At 70.7% G+C, this 22,540-nt stretch carries 20 protein-coding genes and 2 pseudogenes; 15 read left to right on the top strand and 7 right to left on the bottom strand.

All coding sequences use genetic code 11. The features are described from left to right. Positions 1–173 precede the first annotated feature (173 nt). From proX to GAK38_RS06065, 4 genes are all read right to left on the bottom strand, one after another. On the bottom strand, positions 174–1,205 hold the full coding sequence (gene proX, locus GAK38_RS06080) for a glycine betaine/L-proline ABC transporter substrate-binding protein ProX (RefSeq protein WP_325342327.1): 1,032 nt from the start codon (positions 1,203–1,205) through the stop codon (positions 174–176). Then, complete coding sequence (gene proW / locus GAK38_RS06075; protein ID WP_443089164.1) at positions 1,202–2,437, bottom strand: glycine betaine/L-proline ABC transporter permease ProW; 1,236 nt, start codon at positions 2,435–2,437, stop codon at positions 1,202–1,204. Before proW ends, proX begins: the two co-directional genes overlap by 4 nt. Beyond that, the gene (gene proV, locus GAK38_RS06070; RefSeq protein ID WP_325342324.1) at positions 2,430–3,632 is read right to left on the bottom strand and encodes a glycine betaine/L-proline ABC transporter ATP-binding protein ProV; all 1,203 of its coding nucleotides are present in this window, start codon (positions 3,630–3,632) and stop codon (positions 2,430–2,432) included. Before proV ends, proW begins: the two co-directional genes overlap by 8 nt. 489 nt (positions 3,633–4,121) lie before the next feature. Further along, entirely contained in the window at positions 4,122–4,727 is a 606-nt protein-coding gene (locus GAK38_RS06065) for a YqhA family protein (protein WP_325342322.1), read from the bottom strand. Positions 4,728–4,869: 142 nt separating this feature from the next. Between GAK38_RS06065 and acs the strand changes: the two genes are divergently transcribed. From acs to GAK38_RS06015, 10 genes are all read left to right on the top strand, one after another. Then, entirely contained in the window at positions 4,870–6,867 is a 1,998-nt protein-coding gene (acs, locus tag GAK38_RS06060; protein WP_325342320.1) for an acetate--CoA ligase, read from the top strand. Between the two features lie 170 nt (positions 6,868–7,037). Then, entirely contained in the window at positions 7,038–7,916 is an 879-nt protein-coding gene (locus GAK38_RS06055; RefSeq protein WP_325342318.1) for an STAS domain-containing protein, read from the top strand. 4 nt (positions 7,917–7,920) lie between these two features. After that, positions 7,921–8,304 (top strand): STAS domain-containing protein, encoded by a 384-nt coding sequence (locus tag GAK38_RS06050; protein WP_325342316.1) that lies wholly within the window; start codon positions 7,921–7,923, stop codon positions 8,302–8,304. Next, on the top strand, positions 8,289–8,702 hold the full coding sequence (locus GAK38_RS06045; protein ID WP_325342383.1) for an anti-sigma regulatory factor: 414 nt from the start codon (positions 8,289–8,291) through the stop codon (positions 8,700–8,702). The genes GAK38_RS06050 and GAK38_RS06045 overlap by 16 nt, the downstream gene beginning before the upstream one ends. After that, on the top strand, positions 8,687–9,697 hold the full coding sequence (locus tag GAK38_RS06040) for a SpoIIE family protein phosphatase (protein WP_325342315.1): 1,011 nt from the start codon (positions 8,687–8,689) through the stop codon (positions 9,695–9,697). Before GAK38_RS06045 ends, GAK38_RS06040 begins: the two co-directional genes overlap by 16 nt. Continuing rightward, positions 9,694–10,959, top strand: coding sequence for an ATP-binding protein (locus GAK38_RS06035; RefSeq protein WP_325342313.1), 1,266 nt, complete (start codon positions 9,694–9,696; stop codon positions 10,957–10,959). Before GAK38_RS06040 ends, GAK38_RS06035 begins: the two co-directional genes overlap by 4 nt. A 55-nt stretch (positions 10,960–11,014) precedes the next feature. Continuing rightward, positions 11,015–11,425, top strand: a complete 411-nt coding sequence (locus GAK38_RS06030) for a response regulator transcription factor (RefSeq protein WP_325342312.1) — start codon at positions 11,015–11,017, stop codon at positions 11,423–11,425. After that, entirely contained in the window at positions 11,422–11,793 is a 372-nt protein-coding gene (locus tag GAK38_RS06025) for a response regulator (protein WP_325342310.1), read from the top strand. The genes GAK38_RS06030 and GAK38_RS06025 overlap by 4 nt, the downstream gene beginning before the upstream one ends. A 160-nt stretch (positions 11,794–11,953) precedes the next feature. Next, positions 11,954–12,445, top strand: a complete 492-nt coding sequence (locus tag GAK38_RS06020; RefSeq protein WP_325342308.1) for a LapA family protein — start codon at positions 11,954–11,956, stop codon at positions 12,443–12,445. A gap of 17 nt (positions 12,446–12,462) precedes the next feature. After that, on the top strand, positions 12,463–13,968 hold the full coding sequence (locus GAK38_RS06015; protein WP_325342307.1) for a CYTH and CHAD domain-containing protein: 1,506 nt from the start codon (positions 12,463–12,465) through the stop codon (positions 13,966–13,968). A 64-nt stretch (positions 13,969–14,032) separates the two neighbouring features. On the opposite strand, the pseudogene GAK38_RS06010 reads toward GAK38_RS06015, so the two are convergent. Together GAK38_RS06010 and GAK38_RS23875 are read right to left on the bottom strand one after the other, a co-directional pair. Further along, positions 14,033–14,266: pseudogene (locus tag GAK38_RS06010) on the bottom strand (ABC transporter permease subunit); the annotation flags it as partial. A gap of 55 nt (positions 14,267–14,321) precedes the next feature. Next, positions 14,322–14,795: pseudogene (locus tag GAK38_RS23875) on the bottom strand (hypothetical protein); the annotation flags it as partial. A 109-nt stretch (positions 14,796–14,904) separates the two neighbouring features. Between GAK38_RS23875 and paoA the strand changes: the two are divergent. Genes paoA through GAK38_RS05980 form a run of 5 tightly spaced genes read left to right on the top strand, consistent with a single transcriptional unit; the run spans position 14,905 to position 20,285 of the window. Continuing rightward, positions 14,905–15,495, top strand: coding sequence for an aldehyde dehydrogenase iron-sulfur subunit PaoA (paoA, locus tag GAK38_RS06000; RefSeq protein ID WP_325342304.1), 591 nt, complete (start codon positions 14,905–14,907; stop codon positions 15,493–15,495). Then, positions 15,492–16,448 (top strand): FAD binding domain-containing protein, encoded by a 957-nt coding sequence (locus tag GAK38_RS05995; RefSeq protein ID WP_325342302.1) that lies wholly within the window; start codon positions 15,492–15,494, stop codon positions 16,446–16,448. The genes paoA and GAK38_RS05995 overlap by 4 nt, the downstream gene beginning before the upstream one ends. Beyond that, positions 16,445–18,640 (top strand): aldehyde oxidoreductase molybdenum-binding subunit PaoC, encoded by a 2,196-nt coding sequence (gene paoC / locus GAK38_RS05990; protein ID WP_325342300.1) that lies wholly within the window; start codon positions 16,445–16,447, stop codon positions 18,638–18,640. The genes GAK38_RS05995 and paoC overlap by 4 nt, the downstream gene beginning before the upstream one ends. Positions 18,641–18,643: 3 nt before the next feature. Continuing rightward, the gene (locus GAK38_RS05985; protein ID WP_325342298.1) at positions 18,644–19,678 is read left to right on the top strand and encodes an XdhC family protein; all 1,035 of its coding nucleotides are present in this window, start codon (positions 18,644–18,646) and stop codon (positions 19,676–19,678) included. After that, a complete protein-coding gene (locus GAK38_RS05980; protein WP_325342296.1) occupies positions 19,665–20,285 on the top strand; it encodes a nucleotidyltransferase family protein in 621 nt (206 codons plus the stop codon). The genes GAK38_RS05985 and GAK38_RS05980 overlap by 14 nt, the downstream gene beginning before the upstream one ends. Before the next feature lie 120 nt (positions 20,286–20,405). On the opposite strand, the gene GAK38_RS05975 is transcribed toward GAK38_RS05980, so the two are convergent. Further along, positions 20,406–22,496, bottom strand: a complete 2,091-nt coding sequence (locus tag GAK38_RS05975; protein WP_325342295.1) for a hypothetical protein — start codon at positions 22,494–22,496, stop codon at positions 20,406–20,408. Between the last annotated feature and the right edge of the window lie 44 nt (positions 22,497–22,540).

Below are 22,540 nucleotides of genomic sequence, written 5' to 3'. Positions count from 1 at the left end.
CCGGTGGGGCGGCGCGTTGGTCATTGCGGATGACGCACTATGGCGCGGCGCGCCCGACGGACACTTGATGCAGGTCATGGGTGCGACCAGCTGCAAATGGGGGCGGAGTATACGCCCCCAGCGCTTTCTTCAAGAGTCCAAGGGGCATGTGCCAGGGGTGGTATATGGCTGCGCTACCGCTTGGCGCCCACGCCCAGCGCCTGCGCGATCCAGCCGTCGAACTGCGCCTGGTGGCCGCGGATCCACAGGTCCACATGGCGCTCGATGTCGGCTTGGGACTGCTCGCCGTCGCGCATGCGCAGGTTCTCGGCGTTGATGTCGCCCACCGGCAGCTTCATCAGCTCGAACAGCTTGGCCGCGGCCGGGTTGGCCTCGATGAAGGCGCGGTTGGCGACGATGTGCTGGTCGTTGGGCACGAAGCCGTAGTTGCGGCCCGAAGGCTGCTTCGTGTCCACGCCGGCCTGGTCGCCAGGCAGAGACGAGAACGGCACCTGCAGCCACACGGCGTCCCGGCCCGGGCGCAGCACGCCGCTGACCCAGTAGGGCGTCCAGGTGTAGTAGAGGATCGGCCTGCCGGCCTGGTAGCGAGCGATGGTGTCGGCCATCAGCGCGGCATAGCTGCCCTGCTGGTGGCGCACCGTGCCGCCGAGCCCGTAGGCCTTGAGCTGGTGGTCGATGACCGCCTCGCAGCCCCAGCCGGGATTGCAGCCCGTCAGGTCGGCGCGGCCGTCGCCGTCGGTGTCGAACAGGGCGGCGAGCTTCGGGTCCTTGAGCTGGTCGATGCGGTTGATGCCGTACCGGTCGGCGGTCTTTTTGTCGATCAGGTAGCCCTGCACGGCACCGCTGGAATAGACACCGCCGCGCCAGAGCTTGGCGTCGCCGCCGGAGTTGGCATAGAAGTCGTCGTGCAGCGGCTTCCAGCCGGCGGCCAGCAGCGTGGCGTCGCCGTTGGCGATGGCGAGGTAGGCCGTGGCGTATTCGATCTCCTTGATCGGCTGCACGTCGTAGCCCAGCTTCTGCAAGGCCCTCGAGACCAGCAGTGTCTGGAAGGTCTCCTCGGCGATCGAGCTTTGCAGCGGCTGCACGGCGATGCCCTTGCCCGGAAGGTTCTGCGCCAGGGTCGGCACGGTCCAGGCAATGGTGGCGGCGGCCGATGCGGCCAGCGCCATGCGGCGGAAAAAGGTGCGGCGCGAAGAATGCGTCATGCGGGCTGGCCCTCTTCGGCGACGCGCACGTCGGACTGCGGCGGGGCGGCGGGCCGTGCCTTGCGCGGGCCCCGCACCAAGCGGCGCGCCAAGCCGGCCGGGCCGGCCTCGTACCAGCGGCGCGTGCCGCGTCGGCTCTGGCCCAGCGCCTGCGTCAGCCGGTCCAGCGTGATGGCCAGCAGCACGATGCCCAGGCCGCCCACGGTGGCCAGGCCCATGTCGAGCCGGCCGATGCCGCGCAGCACCATCTGGCCCAGGCCGCCCACGGCGATCATCGAGGCGATCACCACCATCGACAGCGACAGCATCAGTGCCTGATTCACGCCGGTCATGATCGACGGCAGGGCCAGCGGTATCTGCACCTTGGTCAGCAGCTGCCACGGCGAGGCGCCGAAGGCGCGCGAGGCCTCGATCAGGTCGGGCCGCACGCCGCGGATGCCCAGCGCGGTCAGGCGCACCAGCGGCGGCAGCGCGAACACGATCGTGACCACCACGCCCGGCACGTTGCCGATGCCGAACAGCATCACCACCGGCACCAGGTAGACGAAGGCCGGCGTGGTCTGCATGGCGTCGAGGACGGGTCGCGCGATGCGCTGCGCCCGGTCGCTGGCGGCCAGCAGGATGCCCAGCGGCAGGCCGATTGCCAGGCAGAAGGCCAGCGAGGTCAGCACCAGCGACAGCGTGACCAGGGCCTCGGGCCAGACGCCGAGCAGGGCCACGGCCAGCAGCGACGCCACGGCGGCCGCCGCGACCGCGCCGCCGGCGAACTGCCAGGCCAGCAGGCCGACGATGGCGACCAGCGCCAGCGTCGGGATGCCCTGGAGCACGCCCTGCACGCTGCCGAGCGTGGCATCGACCGGGCCGCGCACGCTCTGGAAGAAGGGGCGGAAGTGGACCACGGCCCAGTTCAGGCCGTGGTTGATCCACGGGTCCAGCGGCAGCGAGCCGTCCCACAGGCTGCCGAGGTGCAGGCCCGTGCCGTGAGCGGCGCCGGCGGCGGACGGATCGGCGGCGGGTGCATCCAGCCAGGCGGTGCTGCCGGTGTGGCCGCTGTCCATCCAAGGGTCGGTCGGCGCGGCGGGCACGGCGTCGGCGGGCGCTGGCGCGGCCCAGGGCGCGGCGCTGTCGGACGCGGCGGCGTCCCACGGGCGCGGTTCCGGCGTGGCCGGCGCCAGGGCGTCGGCGGTCGGGTTCGGTGCAGCAGGCATGCGCGGGTTCTCTCTTTCAGTCATCGTTGTTGCGGTCGAGGAAGCGCAGCAGCGTCGTCTTGCTGATCGCGCCGCGGTATCGGCCGTCGTCGTCGACGACCGGCACCGGCCACGGCGTCTGCGCGATGTGCGTGAACAGGTCGGCCACCGTGTGGCTGGAGGCGATGGTCTGCACGTCGCTCAGGAAGGCGCTGTGCAGGCCCACCGGCCCGTCATGGCCGTGCAGCACCTCGCGCAGCGAGTCGATCGAGACCACGCCCAGGAAGCGCTGCTGCGGATCGACCACGAAGGCGTAGGCGCGGTCGTTGTCCTCCAGCATCTGGAGCGCGGCGCGGCAGCCCCGGGTCCGGCTTTCGGCTACCACCACCTGCGTGCGGCGGGCGATGTCGCCGGCCTTGAACACGGCCGCCGTGTCCACGCCGCGGATGAAGCTGCGCACGAAGCCGTCGGCCGGGTTGCGCAGGATCTCCGCGGGCGTGCCGACCTGGACCACCTTGCCGTCCTTCATGATCGCGATGCGGTCGCCGATGCGCATGGCCTCGTCGAGGTCGTGCGAGATGAAGACGATGGTGCGGCGCTGCGTCTGCTGCAGCCGCAGCAGCTCGCTCTGCATCTCGGTGCGGATGATCGGGTCGAGCGCCGAGAACGCCTCGTCCATCAGCAGGATCGACGGGTTGGAGGCCAGCGCGCGGGCCAGGCCCACGCGCTGCTGCATGCCGCCCGAGAGTTCGTCCGGATAGCTGTCGGCCCAGCCGGCCAGCCCGACCTGGGCCAGCGCCTTGCGGGCCTCCGTGTGGCGGCGGGCCCTGCCGGCGCCATCGAGTTCGAGCCCGAACGCCGTGTTCTCCAACACCGTCATGTGCGGCATCAGCGCGAACGACTGGAACACCATGCTGATGTCCTTGCGGCGCAGCGTGCGCAGGCGGCGGGCTCGGTAGTCGAGGATGTTCTCGCCGTCGATGACGATGCGGCCGGCCGTGGGCTCGATCAGCCGGTTGAGCAGGCGCACCAGCGTGGACTTGCCCGAGCCCGAGAGGCCCATGATGACGAAGATTTCGCCGGCGCGGATGTCGAAGCTGGCGTCGAAGACGCCGATGGACTGGCCGGTGCGAGCGAGGATGTCCTGCCGGGACAGGCCCTGGCCGGCCAGCGCGAGGGCCTTGGCCGGTTCGTCGCCGAACACCTTGAAGACGTGGTCGATGCAGATTTCCTTTGCCATGTGCGCTCTGGGCTCCTTTGCAAAAAGGGGTTGGCGAGACGCCGCCGGATGACGACTGCGGACACCTGCCGCGCGCACGGCCCAGCCCTCGGCAGGGCGTCGGGGCCGCCGGACAGGCGCGGAAGACGGCGAGAGACGCAACCAGGGCCTGTCGGGCGCTTCGGAAAAGCGGATCAGCGGGCCTGGTCAAGGGGGCTGGTCCGGCGGAGCGTGACGCGGCAGGTGGTGGCTGGAGAACCAGCCGGTTGCCAGGCCCGGGCCTGGCGGGGGACTCCAGGCGCCGCGACGGGATGTGGATCGATCCGCGAGTAGCGTCCGGAGCACCGGCCTCATGTGCCGGTAGTTGAACGTAAGCCGTGCATCGTAACTTTTCGCTATGAAGCGGTCAAGGCGGTGGCAGGCCAGCCGGCCGCGTTTTACATTTTGCAGTAACAGTATAGGTCCAGTGCGCCGGTTCAATCAGTACGACAAGGTCATACCCCGGGGTATTCAATGATCGCTGCGGCTGGCGGGAGCAGCCATCAGCCGGTCCGTCACCGCGATCGCCATGGCCGACAGCAGGAAGGTGATATGGATCGCCGTCTGCGCGATCAGCACCCGGTCGGTGTAGTTGTCGGCGTTGATGAAGGTCTTGAGCAGGTGGATCGAGCTGATGCCGATGATGGCCGTGGCCAGCTTGACCTTGAGCACCGAGGCGTTCACGTGGGAGAGCCACTCGGGCTGGTCCGGATGGCCTTCGAGGTTCATGCGGGAGACGAAGGTCTCGTAGCCGCCGACGATCACCATGATCAGCAGGTTGGAGATCATCACCACGTCGATCAGCGCCAGCACCACCAGCATGATCACCGTCTCGTTGAGCGAGCCGATCGGCACCGTGGTCTTGTAGCCAATGCTGGCCACCAGCTTGGCCAGCGCTTCCTGGCTGCCGAACGCGGCCTCGACCAGATGCACCAGTTCCACCCAGAAATGGAAGACGTAGATGCCCTGCGCGACGATCAGGCCCAGGTACAGCGGCAGCTGCAACCAGCGGCTGGCGAAGATCAGGTTGGGCAGCGGGCGCAGCGGCGAGGATTTGGAAGGCTCGGGGACGGACATGAAAATATCGCAGTGATGGGATGGGAAATTCTAGGGGGCACCATCCGATGGAAAATCATTCGCGCAAGGCCAGTCAGTGGCCTGTAAGTGGGGCCGCCGACAGTCGCGGCCGGTAACCCTGAATTGAACCCAGGAGACAAGCATGAGCAGCGCGCCCTCGTCCACGATCGAATCCGTCCTCGTCGAAAACCGCGTCTTCCCTCCGCCGGCCGAACTGGCCGCCACGGCGCGGGTGTCGGGCTTCGAAGGCTACGAGGCCCTGCGCGACGAAGCCGAGCGCGACTTCGACGGCTTCTGGGCCCGCCGGGCCCGCGAGAACCTCGTCTGGACCCAGCCCTTCACCCGCGTGCTCGACGACAGCAAGGCACCGTTCTTCCGCTGGTTCGACGACGGCGAACTCAATGCCTCGGCCAACAGCCTGGATCGCCACATCGGCACGCCGGTCGAGCACAAGACCGCGATCATTTTCGAGGCCGATGACGGCACGGTGACCAAGGTCACCTACAAGGAGCTGCTGGAGCGCGTGAACCGCTTCGCCAACGCGCTCGCCGCGCAGGGCGTAAAGAAGGGCGACCGCGTCGTCATCTACCTGGCCATGGGCATCGAGGGCGTGGTCGCGATGCAGGCTGCCGCGCGCATCGGCGCCACGCACAGCGTGGTGTTCGGCGGCTTCTCGGCCAAGGCGCTGCAGGAGCGCATCGCCGACACCGGCGCGGTCGTGGTCATCACCGCCAATGCCCAGCTGCGCGGCGGCAAGGAACTGCCGCTCAAGGCCATCGTGGACGAGGCCCTGGCCCAAGGCGGCACCGAGTCGGTCAGGAAGGTGCTCGTCTTCGAGCGCACGCCGAGCCCCTGGAACCGCGTCGAGGGCCGCGACATCTCGTTTTCCGAAGCGCTCGACGGCCAGCCCGCCGAGTTCGCGCCGGTGCCGGTCGAGGCCGAACATCCGCTCTTCATCCTCTACACCAGCGGCTCCACCGGCAAGCCCAAGGGCGTGCAGCATTCCACCGGCGGCTACCTGCTGTGGGCCAAGCTCACGGTGGACTGGACCTTCGACCTCCAACCCGAGGACGTATTCTGGTGCACGGCCGACATTGGCTGGATCACCGGCCACACCTACGTGGCCTACGGCCCGCTTGCGGCGGGCGCCACGCAGGTCATCTTCGAGGGCGTGCCGACCTATCCGGACGCGGGCCGCTTCTGGCAGATCATCGAGCGCCACAAGGTCAGCATCTTCTACACCGCGCCCACGGCGATCCGCTCGCTGATCAAGCTCGCCGAGGCCGACCCGAAGGTCCATCCGGACCGCTACGACCTCTCCAGCCTGCGCATCCTCGGCACCGTCGGCGAGCCGATCAACCCCGAGGCGTGGATCTGGTACCACCGGCACGTGGGCCATGAGCGCTGCCCGATCGTGGACACCTTCTGGCAGACCGAGACCGGCGGCCACGTGATCACGCCGCTGCCCGGTGCGACGCCCACGGTTCCGGGCTCCTGCACGCTGCCGCTGCCGGGCATCGACGCGGCCGTGGTGGACGAGACCGGCAACGAGGTGCCCAACGGCAGCGGCGGCATCCTCGTGATCCGCAAGCCCTGGCCGTCGATGATCCGCACCATCTGGGGCGATCCGGAGCGCTTCAAGAAGAGCTACTTCCCCGAGGAGCTCAAGGGCTACTACCTCGCCGGCGACGGCGCGGTGCGCAGCGAGGACCGCGGCTACTTCCGCATCACCGGCCGCATCGACGACGTGCTCAACGTCTCGGGCCATCGCATGGGCACGATGGAGATCGAGTCGGCCCTGGTCGCCAAGACCGATCTCGTGGCCGAGGCCGCAGTCGTCGGCCGCCCCGACGACGTGACCGGCGAGGCCATCGTCGCCTTCGTGGTGTTGAAGCGCGGCCGCCCGACGGGCGACGAGGCCAAGGCGCTGGCCAAGGAACTGCGCGACTGGGTCGCCAAGGAGATCGGCCCGATCGCCAAGCCCAAGGACATCCGCTTCGGCGACAACCTGCCCAAGACACGCAGCGGCAAGATCATGCGCCGCCTGCTGCGCTCGATCGCCAAGGGCGAGGCGATCACGCAGGATACGTCCACGCTGGAAAATCCGGCCATCCTGGATCAACTGGCACAGGCCAATTGATCTGGAGTGTGGCATGGGTATATGCCTGGATCGGGCGGATAACAGTCGCTCCAGCCATATAGTCTGGGGTGTATACCTCTCGGAAGCCCTCCGGATCCGCCTCATCTCGCGCTCTTGTCCTACAGGACGGCCCGGCATAATCGCCGCATTTCACAATGCGCGAGGCGAAAGTGGCGGAGCAGAAAAACACGGGTCGGATCCTCATTGCCGACCAGGCATCGATCCTGAAAGCCTGGACCGAGCAGCAGTTCGCGGACACCGGCCGCCGCGAGCTGCTCAGCGAATCGGAACTGGCGGAGCAGTCCCGCGCCTTCCTCGCGCTGCTGGCCGCGGCCCTGTCGCATGGCGGCGAGGCGACGCTCTCGGGCCCGCACTGGGACGACATCCGCGCCTCGCTGTCCGCGCTCTCCAGGGGCCGCGCCCTCTCCGGCTTCACGCCGTCGGAGACCGCGACCTTCGTCTTCTCGCTGAAGAAACCGCTGTTTGAATCGCTGGGCCGCGCCTACGCCGACCAGCCCAGGCGCCTGGCCGAGGAGACCTGGAAGATATCGCTGCTGCTCGACCGGCTCGGCCTGCTGACGGTCGATGCCTACCAGCAGGGCCGCGAGCAGGTCATCATCCGTCAGCAGCAGGAACTGCTGGAGCTGTCCACGCCGGTGATCCGGCTGTGGGCCGGCATCGTGGCCGTGCCGCTGATCGGCACACTCGACAGCGAGCGCACCCAGGTGGTGATGGAGTCGCTGCTCGAAGCCATCGTCGACAACGAGGCGACCATCGCCATCATCGACATCACCGGCGTGCCCACCGTCGATACGCTGGTGGCCCAGCACCTGCTCAAGACCATCGCGGCAGCGCGGCTCATGGGCGCGGAGTGCATCCTGAGCGGCATCCGACCGCAGATCGCGCAGACCATCGTGCATCTGGGCGTGGACCTGGGCGATGTCGGCACCAAGTCCACGCTGGCCGACGCGCTGCGCCTGGCCTTCCAGAAACGCAGCCTCGTAGTCTCGGCCGCGCAGCAGCGCACCGCTTCGCAGCACGGAGCCTGACATCTTGGAACGCATTCCGATCCTGCGGCTCGGCGACTTCCTGCTGGTCACCGTCCAGATCGAGCTGCACGACCAGCTCGCGCTGACCCTCCAGGACGACCTGACCAACACGCTCTCCAGGACCAACGCGCGCGGCGTGCTGATCGACATCTCGGGCCTGGAGATCGTCGATTCGTTCATCGGCCGCTCGCTCGGCAACATCGCCGCGGTGGCGCGCATCATGGACGCGACCACGGTGCTGGTCGGCATGCGGCCGGCCGTGGCGATCACGCTGGTCGAGCTGGGCATGTCGCTGCGCGGCATCCAGACCGCGCTGAACGTGGACAAGGGTATGCAGTTGCTCCGGGAAGCGGTGGGCGAACCGGGAGCCGCATCATCGCCGCCCTGAACAGCGCCACGCTGGAGATCCGCACGCCGGACCAGCTGACCCTGGCGCGGCGCGCGGTGCAGGAATGGGCCACGCGCCTGGCTTTCAGCGTGGTCGAGCGCACCAAGTTCGTCACCGCGGCCAGCGAGATCGGCCGCAACACGCTGGTGCACGGCAAGGGCGGCGCGATGGAGATCTCCGAGGTGCAGCGCGACGGCCGCCAGGGCCTGCGGCTGGTGTTCCAGGACCAGGGCCCGGGCATCGCCGACCTGCAGCGCGCCATGGCCGACGGCTTCTCCACCGCCAACAGCATGGGCCTGGGGCTGGGCGGCACGCGCCGGCTGGTCAACGAGTTCGACATCTCCTCGCAGCCCGGCGAAGGCACGCGGGTGGTCATCACGCAATGGAAACGTCGATAGAAATCGCCGGCGACGGCCGCGCATCCGAGGTGCGCCGCGCCGTCGTGCAGCTGGCCGCGCAGCTCGGACTGGACGAGGCCGGCGCCGGCCGCGCCGCGCTGGCCGGCACCGAGCTGGCCACCAACCTGGCCAAGTACGGCAGGCAGGGCTGGATCGCCGTGAGCGATTTCGACGACATGGACGGCCGCGGCATCCAGCTGCTGGCCGTCGACAGGGGGCCGGGCATCGCGCAGTTCGACGCCGCGCTGCGCGACGGCTTTTCCACCGGCGGCAGCCTGGGCCTGGGCCTGGGCGTGCTGCAGCGCAATGCCGACGTGTTCGACCATTACTCGGCGGCGGGCCAGGGCGCGGCCCTGCTGGTGCGCATTGCCCGGCCCCGCAGCCGGCCGGACCGCGTGCCAGGCCGCCTGCAGCTCGGCGTGCGCGCGGCGCCCAAGCCGGGGCAGGAACAGTCGGGCGACGCCTGGGCCTTCAGGCAGGCGGGGCGCTGGCAGCGGTTGGGCATCGTCGACGGGCTCGGCCACGGTCCGCTGGCGGCCGATGCGGCGCTCAAGGCCGTCCAGGTGGTCCATGCGTCGACGGAGCGCGACACGCCGGCCACCGTGCTGGCCGCCGCGCACGCCGCGCTGCGCAGCACGCGCGGCGCGGTAATGTCGGTGGTCGACATCGACACCGCGGCCGGGCAGGCGGTGTTCTCGGGCATCGGCAACGCCACCGGGCTGATCGTGGGCCAGGCGCACGGCCTGCTGCAGACCCAGCACCTGATGGCGCTCGAAGGCATCGTCGGCTACAACATGCGCCGCACGCGCGAGCACCGCTATGCCTGGCTGCCGGGCTCGGTGCTGGTCCTTGCGTCCGACGGGCTGTCGTCGCGCATCCAGATCGATCCGGCGCTGCTGGACCGCCATCCGGCGCTGATCGCCGGCGTGCTGTTCCGCGGCCACCTGCGCGGCACCGACGACGCGACCGTCGTCGTCGCCAAGCTGCACCCATGAAGCGCCATCCGCTCGTCACCGCCCGCATCACCGGCGCCGGCCTGATCAACGTGCGCGACCGCACCCGCCAGCTCGCCGGGAGCTTCCAGCTCGACCAGCTCCAGGCCACGCGCCTCATCACGGCCGTGTCGGAGATCGCGCGCAACGCGGTGGAATATGCCGGCGGCGGCACGGCCACCTTCTTCTTCGAGGAGCCGGCGCGGCGCGAGGGGCCGCAGTACCTGGTCGTGCAGATCGCGGACAAGGGGCCGGGCATCGCCGACGTCGAGGCCGTGCTCGCAGGCGGGCCGGCGCGGCGCGGCCGCGCGCCCGTAGGCCTGGCTGGAGCGCGGCGGCTGGTCGACGGCTTCCTGGTGGAGTCTGCCGCGGGCCAGAACACGACCGTCACGCTGAAGACGGTGATACCGCGGATCGCCGGCCGCTTCGACCCGGCCCGGCTGCCGCAGCTGGTCGAGGAACTGGTCCGGCAGCGCCCTGCCTCGGCGCTCGAGGAACTGGAGCGGCAGAACCGCGAGATGCTCTCGACGCTGGAGGAGCTGCGCCTGCGCCAGCTCGAACTCGAGCGCGCCGACGAGCGCAAGAACCACTTTCTCGCGGTGCTCGCGCACGAGCTGCGCACGCCGCTCGGCACGCTGCAGCTGATGTTGGAGATCATCGCGCGCAACCCGAACCTCTCGGCCGACGAGCTGGACCAGCGGCGCCGGCTCATGGCCCGCCAGACCGAGCAGATGACCAAGCTGGTGTCCGACCTGATAGATGTGTCGCGCGTGAGCCAGGGCAAGGTCGATCTGGTGCGCGTGCCGCTGGAGCTCAACGAGTTGGTCGCCCAGTCGCTGGAGATCGCGCAGGGCGCAGTGACCGGCAGGAGGCACACGCTGACGGTGCAGCGCAGCCCGGGCGACCTCTGGACCCTGGGCGACGCGACACGCCTGCGGCAGGTGCTCGTCAACCTGGTCCAGAACGCCGCGCGCTATACGCCCGAGGGCGGCCGCATCGCGGTGCGCCTGTCGCGCGAGGGACACCGCGCGCTGATCGAGGTGGCCGACAACGGCTCGGGCATCGAGCCCGACGTCCTCCCCCACATCTTCGACCTGTTCGTCCAGGGCCACCCGGGCGCGGTCGAAGGCCACAGCGGTCTGGGCATTGGTCTGACACTGGTGCGCCGACTGGTGGCCGAGCATGGCGGCATCGTGACGGCGAGCAGCCTGGGTCCCGGCCAGGGGAGCCTGTTCACCGTTTCGCTTCCCCTGGAATCCGCATGAGCACCGTCCGGCCGCCCGAAGGGCCCGCACCGCGGCCGAAGGCGAAGGTAATACGATGATCCCGAACCTCTCCCTCGCTGCGTCCGAAGATGCCACCTCCGTTCTCATCGTCGACGACTCCGGTCCTTACGCACAGGCGCTGGCGATGGGGCTCAGGATGGACGGATATTCCACGCGCGTGGCGCTGAGCGTGCGGGAAGCGCTCGACCTGGTGGGGCAGCAGCGCCCCCACTGCTTGCTGATGGACTTTGGCATGGACGAATTCGACGGCCTGAACCTGGTGCACACCCTGCGCGCCGACCACCGCGACGACATCGTCATCATCATGGTGACCGGCTGGGACGCCACGCAGCCCCGGGTCGCCCAAGCCGCGATGCTGGTGGACCACCATTACACCAAGCCTTTCCATCTCGACGACCTGCGCCGCATCCTGCCGCCGCTGAATGCGGCAAGAAGGGCTCCATGACGGCACCCGCGGTCGAACTGCTGGTGGTGGACGACATACCCGATGCCGCCCATACGCTGGCCGAGCTGCTGCGGCTCGACGGCTACGGTGTGCGCGTCGCCACCTGCGGCGAGGAGGCATTGCGTCTCATCGCCGAGAAGCGGCCGCTGGGCGTGCTGCTCGACGTGGACATGCCGGGCATGACCGGCCGCGAACTGGCGCACAGGCTGCGCGACGAGTTCGCCGGCAGCATGGTCATGGTCGCCGTGACCGGGCTGGGCGACGACTCCGCCATCGTCATGGACACGATCGCGCTGGTGGACGACTTCCTGCGCAAGCCCGTCGATCCGCGCCAGCTGCGCAAGATCTTCCGCCGGCTCGCCGAGTGAGCGCGCCCCCTGCCGCCGCGCCCCGATCGCCGACGCCAGCCTGGCCGCACCTGTAGGACGGGCGCGGCTCTTGCTGTCCGGCCCCTGGGCGGCGCCGCGGGCATGCGCTACAACCCAGCCCATCCCTCATCCTGCCATCGCCTCGCCCAGGCGCGCCGCCATGAAACTCCGCTCCGTCATCCTTCTTCTCATCGTGCTGGCCATCGCCGTGCTGGCCGCGCTCAACTGGACCGCGCTCTCGGTCGTGGCGCCGGTCTCGCTGGGCCTCGCCGTCGTCGACCTGCCGCTGGGCATCGTCATGCTCACGCTCACCGTGCTGCTGGGCGTGTTCTTCCTGGCCTACGTGCTGTCGCTGCAGGCCCAGGTGCTGGTCGACACCCGCCGCTGGGCCAAGGACCTGCAGAGCCAGCGCGAGCTGGCCGATCGGGCCGAGGCATCGCGCCTGACCGAACTGCGGCTGGCGCTGGAGTCGCGCCTGCAGGACGAGGCCACCGTGGCGCTGCAGGGCCGCGACGCGCTGACCGCCCGCATCGACCTGCTGGAAAGCCGGCTGGCGGCCCGTCTGGAACAATCAGACAACACCACGGCCGCCTATGTCGGCCAGCTCGAAGACCGGCTCGCGCACCGGGACGTGCATCTGCCACCCGGATGATTCCGTGTCGCGAACGCATGGAAATCGAATATAAGTTCCAGATTCCCCCCGACCGCCTCGCCGCCGTCGAAGAAGATCTGCGGCAGGGCCCGGTCCAGCCGTTGCGCCTGCGGGCGCGGTATTTCGACACACCGGATGGCGCGCTGGCCGCGCAGAGCATCGTCCTGCGCCTGCGGCAGGAGGGCGACCGCTGGGTGCAGACCGTCAAGGCACCGGGCTGCCATCCGCTGGAACGGCACGAGCACAACGCCGATCTGGGCCAGGACGCCGCCGCTGCGCCCGCGTTGCCCGACCTCTCGCGGCATGAGGGCACGCCCGCCGGCCGGCTCCTGCGGCTGGTGCTGGCCCACGCGGGCGCCGGACTCGTCGGGACCTACGGCACCGACATCCAGCGGCTGGTCCGCCAGGTGCGCCAGGGCGACGCACTCGTCGCACTGGCGCTCGACCAGGGCCGCGTCATCGCCCATGCCGGCACGCCCGACGCCGTGGCGTCGGAAGTCTGCGAACTGGAGCTGGAACTGCTGGACGGCCCGGTCGGAGACCTTGCCGCGCTTGCCGCCGAGTGGGCCGGCCGGCACGGGCTCTGGTTCAGCACGCTGTCGAAGGCCGAGCGCGGGCAGCGGCTGCTCGCCGGCAGGGCCAGCGGTGCCGCCGTCCATGCTGCGCCGCTGCAGCTGGCGCGCGGCCAGGACGATGGCCTTGCGCTGCAGCGGGCCATGGTGGCCAATTGCCTGGCACAGGTGCTGCCGAATGCCTCCGAGATCGCGGCCGGCATCGAGGACGGCGACCTTGTCCACCAGCTGCGCGTGGGCCTGCGTCGCCTGCGCACGGCGCTGCGCGAACTCGACGGCCTGGGCGCGGGTGCGTTCGATGCCGGCTGGACTCCGCCGCTGGTCGATGCCTTCCGTGCGCTGGGCACGCTGCGCGACGGGGCCGAGGTGGTGCAGCGTTTTGCCTCCCCCCTGCGCGATGCCGGCGCGCCGCGGGTGGAGATACCGGCGGGCGCGCATGCGGCGCCGGGCGCTGCCGACGTCGTCCGCGCGCCCGCTTTCCAGCGGACGCTGGTCGCGTTGATCGGATTCGCCGCGGGCGGCGGCCCGGCACCGGCGGAGCCCCTCGGCCCGCAGGCTGCGCGCCGCTACCTGCGCCACCGCCTGCGGCGCCTGCACCGCGCGGTCGTCGGGGCCGCCCAGGATTTCGAAGGGCTCGACGCGGCGCAGCAGCACCGCGTGCGCAAGCGCCTCAAGCGGCTGCGCTACCTGGCCGAATTCGCCGCGTCGCTGTTCCGCGCGCGGGCAGCCGAGCGCTACCTGGCGCAGCTCAAGCCGGTGCAGGAGGCACTGGGTTCGCTCAACGACACCGCCACGGCGGCTGCGCTGTACTGCGATGCGGCGCAGTCCGACCCGCTGGCCTGGTTCGCCGCAGGCTGGCTGGAATCGCAGCGGCCCGGCTGCGCCAGGGCCAGCCGCAAAGCGCTGGCCGCTCTGCGCAGGCAGGCCGAGCCGTTCTGGCGCAGGCGTTAGGCGTGCGGCCGGCGAGCGCATGCGCGCTCGGGGGCGACCCTCCGAAGAAAAAACCCAAGCGGGCTCATCGGCCCTGCCAATGCACGAGCCAGCGGGTGAGCACATCGATCAGCCGGTCTACAAGCAGTCCCAGCAGGCCGATCAGCAGCACGCCGGCGAAGACGTCCGATGTCCTGAAGAAATTGGCGGCATCCAGGACGATGAAGCCCAGCCCGCGGTCGCCGCCCAGCAGCTCGGCCGCGACCAGGATGGACAGCGCCATGCTCATCGCCAGCCGAAGGCTGGTCATGATCGGGGGGGAGGGCGCTCGGAAGCACGACGTGCCGGAAGATCCGCGCCCGCGATGCGCCCATCATCTGTGCGGCCCGCACGAGATCCCGCGAAACGGACCGGGCGCCTTCCTGGCTGCCCCCATCGTCACGAGGAACACGGCCAGTGCGATCAACAGCACCTTCGACATCTCTCCGATGCCGAACCACAGGATGAAGATCGGAACGAGCCCGAGCGGAGGGATCGGGCGCAGCAGTTCGGTCGGCGCCAGCAGAGCGGCATCCATCAATGGGCTGCGCGCGCGCAGGAGCCCGGCCAGTGTGCCCAGCGCGGCACCTGCCACGAAGGCAATGCCTACGCGCCGCAGGCTCGCTCCCAGGTGCGTCGACAGCGGGACATCCGCGTAGCCGCCGCTGGCCGTCCGTCCAGTACCGGATGCGGGTGGACTGGGTGAGCCGGGTGTGAGCGCCTGAGGGCGGCCCTGCCGTCGGCGGGGGCTTGCGCACCAGTACAGGAATATCCGTGTCCGTCCTACAGTCCGTGCAACCGGACGGCATCGAGGATGGCTGGGCTAGGCCACTCCACAGGAGTGCCGGGCAGCCTCCCCTCAGCCATCCGCATCGCCTGCCTGTGGCATGGCGAACGGCAAGCCACCGAAGGACCGCGATGGACACCACCACGCCGCCGGCGCTCTCGCGCCGCGATCTGCGGCTCGCCCCGACCCCCGCCGCATCCGATGCGGTCCACATGGCCGACGTGCAGCTCCAGGTGAACGGCCGGGCACGGCAACTGGTGCTGGACACACGCACCACCTTATTGGACGCGCTGCGCGAGCATCTCCACCTGACCGGGACCAAGAAGGGCTGCGACCACGGCCAGTGCGGCGCCTGCACCGTCATCGTGGACGGGCGGCGCATCAACGCCTGCCTCACGCTCGCGGTGATGCACCAGGGCGCGGAAGTGACCACGATCGAAGGGCTGGGCACACCGGAGCGGCCGCACCCGCTGCAGGCCGCCTTCGTGCGCCATGATGGCTACCAGTGCGGCTACTGCACGCCGGGCCAGATCTGCTCCGCCGTGGGCATGCTCGAAGAAGTCCGGCAGGGCATCCCCAGCCATGCGTCGCGCGATCTGCAGGCCCGGCCCCTGTTGTCGGCCGAGGAACTGCGCGAACGCATGAGCGGCAACATCTGCCGCTGCGACGCCTATTCCAACATCGTCGAAGCGATCGCCGAGGTGGCCGGAGGTAAGTCATGAAGGCATTCACCTACGAAAAGCCGCGATCTGTGCAGGAGGCCGCTGCGGCAGCAGCGCGCCAGCCCGGCAGCCGGTTCATCGCCGGCGGCACCAACCTGCTGGACCTGATGAAGCTCCAGATCGAGGCGCCCACCCACCTCGTCGACATCAACGGCCTGGGGCTGGACACCGTCTCCGCCACGGAGGAGGGCGGCCTGCGCATCGGCGCCCTGGTGCGCAACACCGACCTCGCCGCCGACCCGCGCGTGCGGCGCGACTACGGCGTGCTGTCGCGGGCGCTGCTCGCGGGCGCATCGGGCCAGCTGCGCAACAAGGCGACGACGGCCGGCAACCTGCTCCAGCGCACGCGCTGCCCCTATTTCTACGACACCGACACGGCCTGCAACAAGCGCCGGCCCGGCAGCGGCTGCGCGGCGCAGGGCGGCTTCACCCGCCAGCATGCCGTGGTCGGCACCAGCGCCGCCTGCATCGCCACGCACCCCAGCGACATGGCCGTGGCCATGCGGGCGCTCGATGCGCAGGTCGAGACGACGGACGCCACCGGCCGGCAGCGGGTGATACCGATTGCCGACTTCCATCGCCTGCCGGGCGACACGCCCGAGGTCGAGACCGCGCTGCGCGGCGGCGAGCTGATCACGGCGGTCACGTTGCCCGCGCCGATCGGCGGCGCCCAGGTCTACCGCAAGGTGCGCGACCGCGCCTCGTATGCGTTCGCGCTGGTCTCGGTGGCCGCCGTCGTGCAGAAGGACGGCTCCGGCCGCATCGCGCTCGGCGGCGTGGCCCACAAGCCATGGCGTTCCGCGGCCGGCGACGCGGCACTGCCCCAGGGTGCGCAGGCCGCCGCGCGGCAGCTGCTGGCGGGCGCGCAGGCCACCGACCAGAACCGCTTCAAGCTGCAGCTGGCCGAGCGCACCATCGCCGCGGCCGTGCACGACGCCAGGAGCCTGGCATGAAATTCGACACACCCGCCGGTGCCAACCCCATCGACCAGGGCCGGCATATCGGCCGTGCGGTCGACCGCATCGACGGCGCGCTCAAGACCTCCGGCACCGCGCGCTATGCCTACGAGCACCCGCTGCCCGAAGCGCCCGCCTATGGCTATGTGGTGGGTGCAGCCATCGCCAAGGGGAAGATCGCCGGGCTGCACCTGAAGGAAGCGCGCTCGGCTCCCGGCGTGCTGGCCATCGTGACGGCGCGCAGCGCCGGGGAACTCGGCAAGGGCAAGAAGAACGTCGCACCGCTGCTCGCCGGCCCGGACGTGCAGCACTACCACCAGGCGGTGGCCGTGGTGGTCGCCCGCACCTTCGAGCAGGCACGCGCCGCCGCGGCGCTGCTGCGCATCGACTACCAGGAGGAACCAGGCTCCTTCGACCTCGACAAGGCCCGGCCGGCCGCCGTGGAGCCGGAGATGCCGGACGCCGGGGACCTGTCGGTCGGCGACTTCGACCGTGCATTCGAAGCGGCCGAAGTCGCCTTCGACGCCGAATACCGCACGCCCGACCAGTCCCACGCGATGATGGAGCCGCATTCCACGACGGCCGCCTGGGACGGCGACGAGCTCACCATCTGGACGTCGAGCCAGATGGTCGACTGGTGGCGCACCGACCTGGCCGCCACGCTCAAGGTGCCGAAGGACAAGGTGCGCGTGGTGTCGCCCTTCATCGGCGGCGGCTTCGGCGGCAAGCTGTTCCTGCGCAGCGACGCGCTGCTGGCGGCCCTGGCCGCGCGGGCGGCGCAGCGGCCGGTGAAGGTCGCGCTGCACCGCCCGCTGGTGTTCAACAACACCACGCACCGCCCGGCCACCCATCAGCGCATCCGCATCGGCGCCGACCGCAGCGGCCGCATCCAGGCCATCGCGCACGAGAGCTGGTCGGGCAACCTGCCGGGCGGCGTGCCCGAGACGGCCGTGCAGCAGACCCAGCTGCTGTACGCAGGCCAGCACCGCAGGACGGCGCTGCGCGTGGCGCCGCTCGACCTGCCCGAAGGCAATGCGATGCGCGCGCCGGGCGAGGCGCCGGGACTCATGGCGCTGGAGATCGCCATCGACGAGATGGCCGAGCAGCTCGGCATGGACCCGGTCGCGTTGCGCATCCTCAACGACACCCAGGTCGACCCGGCCCGGCCGCACCGGCGCTTCTCGCAGCGCCAGCTCGTCGAATGCCTGCGCCTGGGCGCGGAACGCTTCGGCTGGAGCCGGCGTGTGGCCCACGGCAGCCGGCGCGAGGGCGACTGGCTAGTCGGGCTGGGCGTCGCGGCCGCTTTCCGCAACAACCTCGTGCAGAAGTCCGGCGCGTGCGTGCGGCTCGACCGCGACGGACGCATCACCGTGGAAACCGACATGACCGACATCGGTACCGGCAGCTATACGGTCATCGCACAGACGGCCGCCGAGATGCTCGGCGTGCCGGTGGAGCAGGTGACCGTGCGCCTGGGCGATTCCCGTTATCCTGTGTCGGCCGGCTCGGGCGGCCAGTGGGGCGGAAACAGCGCCACGGCCGGCGTCTACGCGGCCTGCGTGAAGCTGCGCGAGCAGGTCGCGCGGCAGCTGCGCCTGCCGGCCGCGGACGCCGTGTTCGCCGATGGTCAGGTGCGGGCGGGCGGCCGCAGCGCCCCCCTCGCCGCGGCCGCTGGCCCGAATGGACTCGCGGCCGAGGACGCCATGGAATACGGCGACCTCGACAAGCAGTTCCAGCAGTCGACCTTCGGCGCACATTTCGTCGAAGCGGCGGTGGATGCGTTCACTGGCGAGATCCGCGTGCGCCGCATGCTCGCGGTCTGCGCCGCGGGCCGCATCCTCAACCCCAAGACGGCGCGCAGCCAGGTCATCGGCGCGATGACCATGGGCGTCGGCGCCGCGCTCATGGAGGAACTGGTGGTCGACCGGCGGCTCGGCTGCTTCATCAACCACGACCTCGCGGCCTACGAGGTGCCGGTGCATGCGGACATACCGCATCAGGAGGTCGTCTTCCTCGACGAGACCGACCCGGTCTCCTCGCCGATGAAGGCCACGGGCGTCGGCGAGCTCGGCCTGTGCGGCGTGGCCGCGGCCATCGCCAACGCGGTGCACAACGCTACCGGCGTGCGTGTGCGCGACTACCCGGTCACCCTCGACAAGCTGCTGTACCGCCTGCCGGAGGTGGCCTGAGGCATGGACCATCTCGACCTGCTGGTGCTGCGCACCCTGCGCGACTGGCGCGCCGCGAACCGGCGCGCGCTGCTGGTGACCGTCGTTCACACCTGGGGCTCGTCGCCGCGGCCGGTCGGCGCCATCATGGCCCTGGCCGACGACGGTACGGTGGCCGGCTCGGTGAGCGGCGGCTGTGTGGAAGACGACCTGATCGCCCGCTTCGCCGGCGCGGACGCGACCGAGCGCCCGGTGCTGCCGCTGCTGGTGCGCTACGGCGTGACGGCCGACGAAGCTCACCGCTTCGGGCTGCCCTGTGGCGGCCGGCTCGAACTGCTGGTGGAGCCCGATCCGCGCGCGGCCACGCTGTGCGATCTGGTGGAACGCCTCGAAGCCGGCCGGCTGGTCCGCCGCACGCTGCGGATCGCCGACGGCATGGACCTGATCGCGCCGGCCGCCGCGCCCGACGACCTGCGCCTGGCCGATGGCTTTCTGCATGCCACCTTCGGCCCCGGCTGGCGCATGCTGCTCACCGGCGCCGGCCAGCTGTCGCAGTCCCTGGCGACCATGGCGCTGTTCAACGGCTTCGCGGTGACCGTGTGCGACCCGCGCGAGGAATACCGCACCGGCTTCGCGGTGCCGGGCGCGCGGCTCGAACACGGTATGCCCGACGACGTGCTCGCGGACTTCCGCCCCGACTGCCGCAGCGCCGTGCTGGCGCTGACGCACGACCCCAAGCTCGACGACCTGATGCTGATCGACGCGCTGCGCAGCGAGGCGATGTACATCGGCGCCATCGGCAGCCGGCGCAACCATGCGGGGAAGCGGCAGCGCCTGCGCGAGCACTTCGGGTTGACCGACGCCGAACTCGGCCGGCTGCACGGCCCTGTCGGCATCTACATCGGCAGCAAGACGCCGGCCGAGATCGCCGTGAGCATCATGGCGGAGGTGCTTGCGGTCAAGAATGGGGTGGACCTCGGCCGGTTCGCATCGGTGGCGCAGGCCAAGGACATGCTCGGCGCGGCGCCTTCCGCCGCCCTGTGCCATGCCGCCGGCTGAGCCGCATGCCCATGCCGCGCTGGTGCTGGCCGCGGGCGGCAGCAGCCGGCTCGGCTATGCCAAGCAGGCCCTGCGCCGCGACGGCAAAACCCTGCTGCGCCGCACCGTGCGGCTCGCGCTGCACACCCGGCCTGCGCGCTGCCTCGTCGCGCTCGGTGCCCGGGCGCCGGATCTGGCGCCGTTGCTGGACGGTCTGCCGGCGGAGATCGTGCACAACCCGCGGTGGCGGGATGGCATGGGGTCGAGCCTGGACTGCCTGCGCCGCGCCCTGCCGGAAGGGCCGCCCGTCAGCCACAGCCTCATCCTCGGCTGCGACCAGCCCGCACTGGACGAGGCGCATCTGGCCGCGCTGCTCGCCGCCAGCCGCTGCACGCCGGACCAGGCCGCCGTCAGCACCTATGGCGGCACGCGAGGCCTTCCCGTCGTCGTTCCGCAGGGGCTGTGGGCCGCCCACCCGCTGCAGGGTGACCGGGGCCTGCGCGACATGCTGGCGGCCGCCCGCGGGCAATGGGTGGCGGTGCCGCGGCCGGACCTGGCGCACGATCTCGACACCCCGGCCGACGTGGATGCGGCCGTGCGCCGCGGATGGATCGGGCCGCCCGCCTGATCAGGACGGCGCGCCGCCCGTCGCAGGCGCCGCGGCCGGCGCCGCAGCGGGGGCCGGCGCCTGCGCCGCCGGCGAGCGTTGCAGCGAGGCCGGCAGCATCCGGTCCCACCAGCCCAGCCATTAGCCGCTGCCGGCCAGCAAGGCCAGGGCCAGCACGATGCCGGCCGTCCAGGCCGGACCGCGGCGCTCCGCGAACGGGTCGCGCGCCAGCGCTGTGGCGCTGTGTGGCACATGGGCGATCCGGGACAACGAGGCGCCGAGCCGTGTGTTGACCTTCATGCGCCCGTTGACCGCCCAGCCGCTCGCGTCCAGGATGGGGCCCAGGCTGCGCTGGCGCAGCTTGAGCCAGGCGATCAGCATGCTCGGGCCCGAGATGGCGATGACGATACCGAGGACCGCGATCGGAATCCACGGCCCCAGCTCGATGAACTTGCCGAAGATGCCCACCAGCACCGCGCTGATGCTTCCCAGCGCCACGCCGATGGCGGCCACCGTGCCGACGTCCACCCGGCCCGGCAGCCTGGCGAGAGCCGCCGCGGGCGCGCCCTGATGGGCCGGCTTGTCGGCCGATGCCACGCCGGTGGCCAGTGCGGCGAGCGAGCCCTGCGACGCCGTCTCGCTCGCGGCTGCCCGCTTGGCCACCTGTTCCTCCAGCACGCGCAGGAACTTCTTGTACGGCGAGAAGAAGGCCTGGCCGATGCTGGTCGGGTTCTCGATCAGCTTGACGATGGTGGCATCCCAGTCGCGGCCCTGGCGGTCGTAGAACACGCCGTTGCGGCCCACGAAGAGGAAGTCGACGTCGCCTGCGGTGAAGGCAGCGGCGATGAACATCTTCTCGCCCTCGCGCATGCATTCGCAATATGCCAGGCAGGTCTTGGCCAGTCCGGCCAGCACCGCATGCCTGGCCGGGTCGGCCACCTGCACCGTCAGGTCGCAGCTGCGGGCATCCAGGTATAGCGTGCCGGCCTGGAAGATCGCACCCTCGCGGCTGTAGAAGTCCTGGAACGATACGAAGTTGTGCAGCAGCCGCAGCAGGTCGCGCTGCAGCCGCAGCAGCTTTTCCAAGTCGGCGAGCCGGGCGTTGCGCGGCTCCTGCGCCTTGTCCTGCGTGATCAGGTCCAGCACTGCGGCCTCGATGCCGGCCGCCAGGCGCCGCCGCAGGTCGTCCGCGTCCAGCCGGCCCAGCGACGTGTCGGGCTTCTCGGCCAGCCAAGCGCGGCTGGTGGACAGGCGCTCGCGGACCCGGGTCCAGGCGGCCTCGTCCAGTACCTTGTGCGCGCCGCCCAGCAACGGATCGACCGCCCTGACCTTGAGCGCCCGGAGCGCGGCGGCCCAGGCGGGGTTGACGCCTTCGGTCAGCGGCAGCGCCCGGCCTGGCTCCGGCGTGGCCAGGGGCAGGGCGCGCAGCGCCTCGTCGTCCAGCGAAAGCGTCCGCAGGCCCAGCGCGTGGTATTCGTCGGGCGTGGATTGCAGCGAGGCAGCGGCGCGCGGGTCGTAGCCGACCAGCCGCGTGCGGGCAAAGTAGTCATCCACCTTGGCGCGCACGGCCTCCACCGCCTCCGCCGCGGCCAGGGTCCGTTCGCCCAGTGGCAGGGCGGGCTGCTGGGCCGTGGCCCGCGCATACCAGTCGTCGAGCTTGCGCGCGTCGGCGAAGAAGGCCTCGGCGCGCTGGCGGTCCACGCCGGCCTGACCGTTGCGGTCGGCAACGGTGCCCTGCGTGTCCGCGATCTCCTGGAGCGTGCGGCGCAGGTCCGCGTCTTCGGCAGCGGTGGCCGGCGTGACCACGCCGTCGCCGTTGAAGCGCATGGAAGTGAGCACGGTGCTGCGGTCGACCACGTCCTCCAGCGCGATGTGGGTCGCGTCCTCGCGGCCCTTGAGCGCGAGCAGGCGGCGCGCCTCCTCGGCCAGCGCGAGCACGGCGCCGCCGTCCACCAGCGTCTGCGGATCGCGCAGGCGCGCACAGGCCCAGCGGCAGGCGGCCAGCAGTTCCGGCGGGCGGATGCGGCCGTCGCGGTCGGTGTCGATCAGGTCGAGGGTCCGGGGATCGAATTCGACGCCACGCGTGGGGCAGGCCAGCGCGACCCAGAGCTTCTGGTCGAGGGTGTCGAGGCGGGCGATGTCTTCGCCGGTGCGGATGACGACCTGCGGGACGCCGCCCGCGCGGAAGAATTGCCAGGAGGGGGAAGAGGAGGAGGTCGGCGCCGGTGTCATGGGCAGGAAGCGGGTTTCTCCAGGGAAGGGGCGATGGGTTCATT

Origin of the sequence: Xylophilus sp. (assembly GCA_009914555.1) — a bacterium.
Taxonomy (GTDB): domain Bacteria; phylum Pseudomonadota; class Gammaproteobacteria; order Burkholderiales; family Burkholderiaceae_C; genus WNDY01.
Note: the sequence above shows the minus strand (reverse complement) of the source record. Positions and strands in the feature narration are given on the sequence as shown.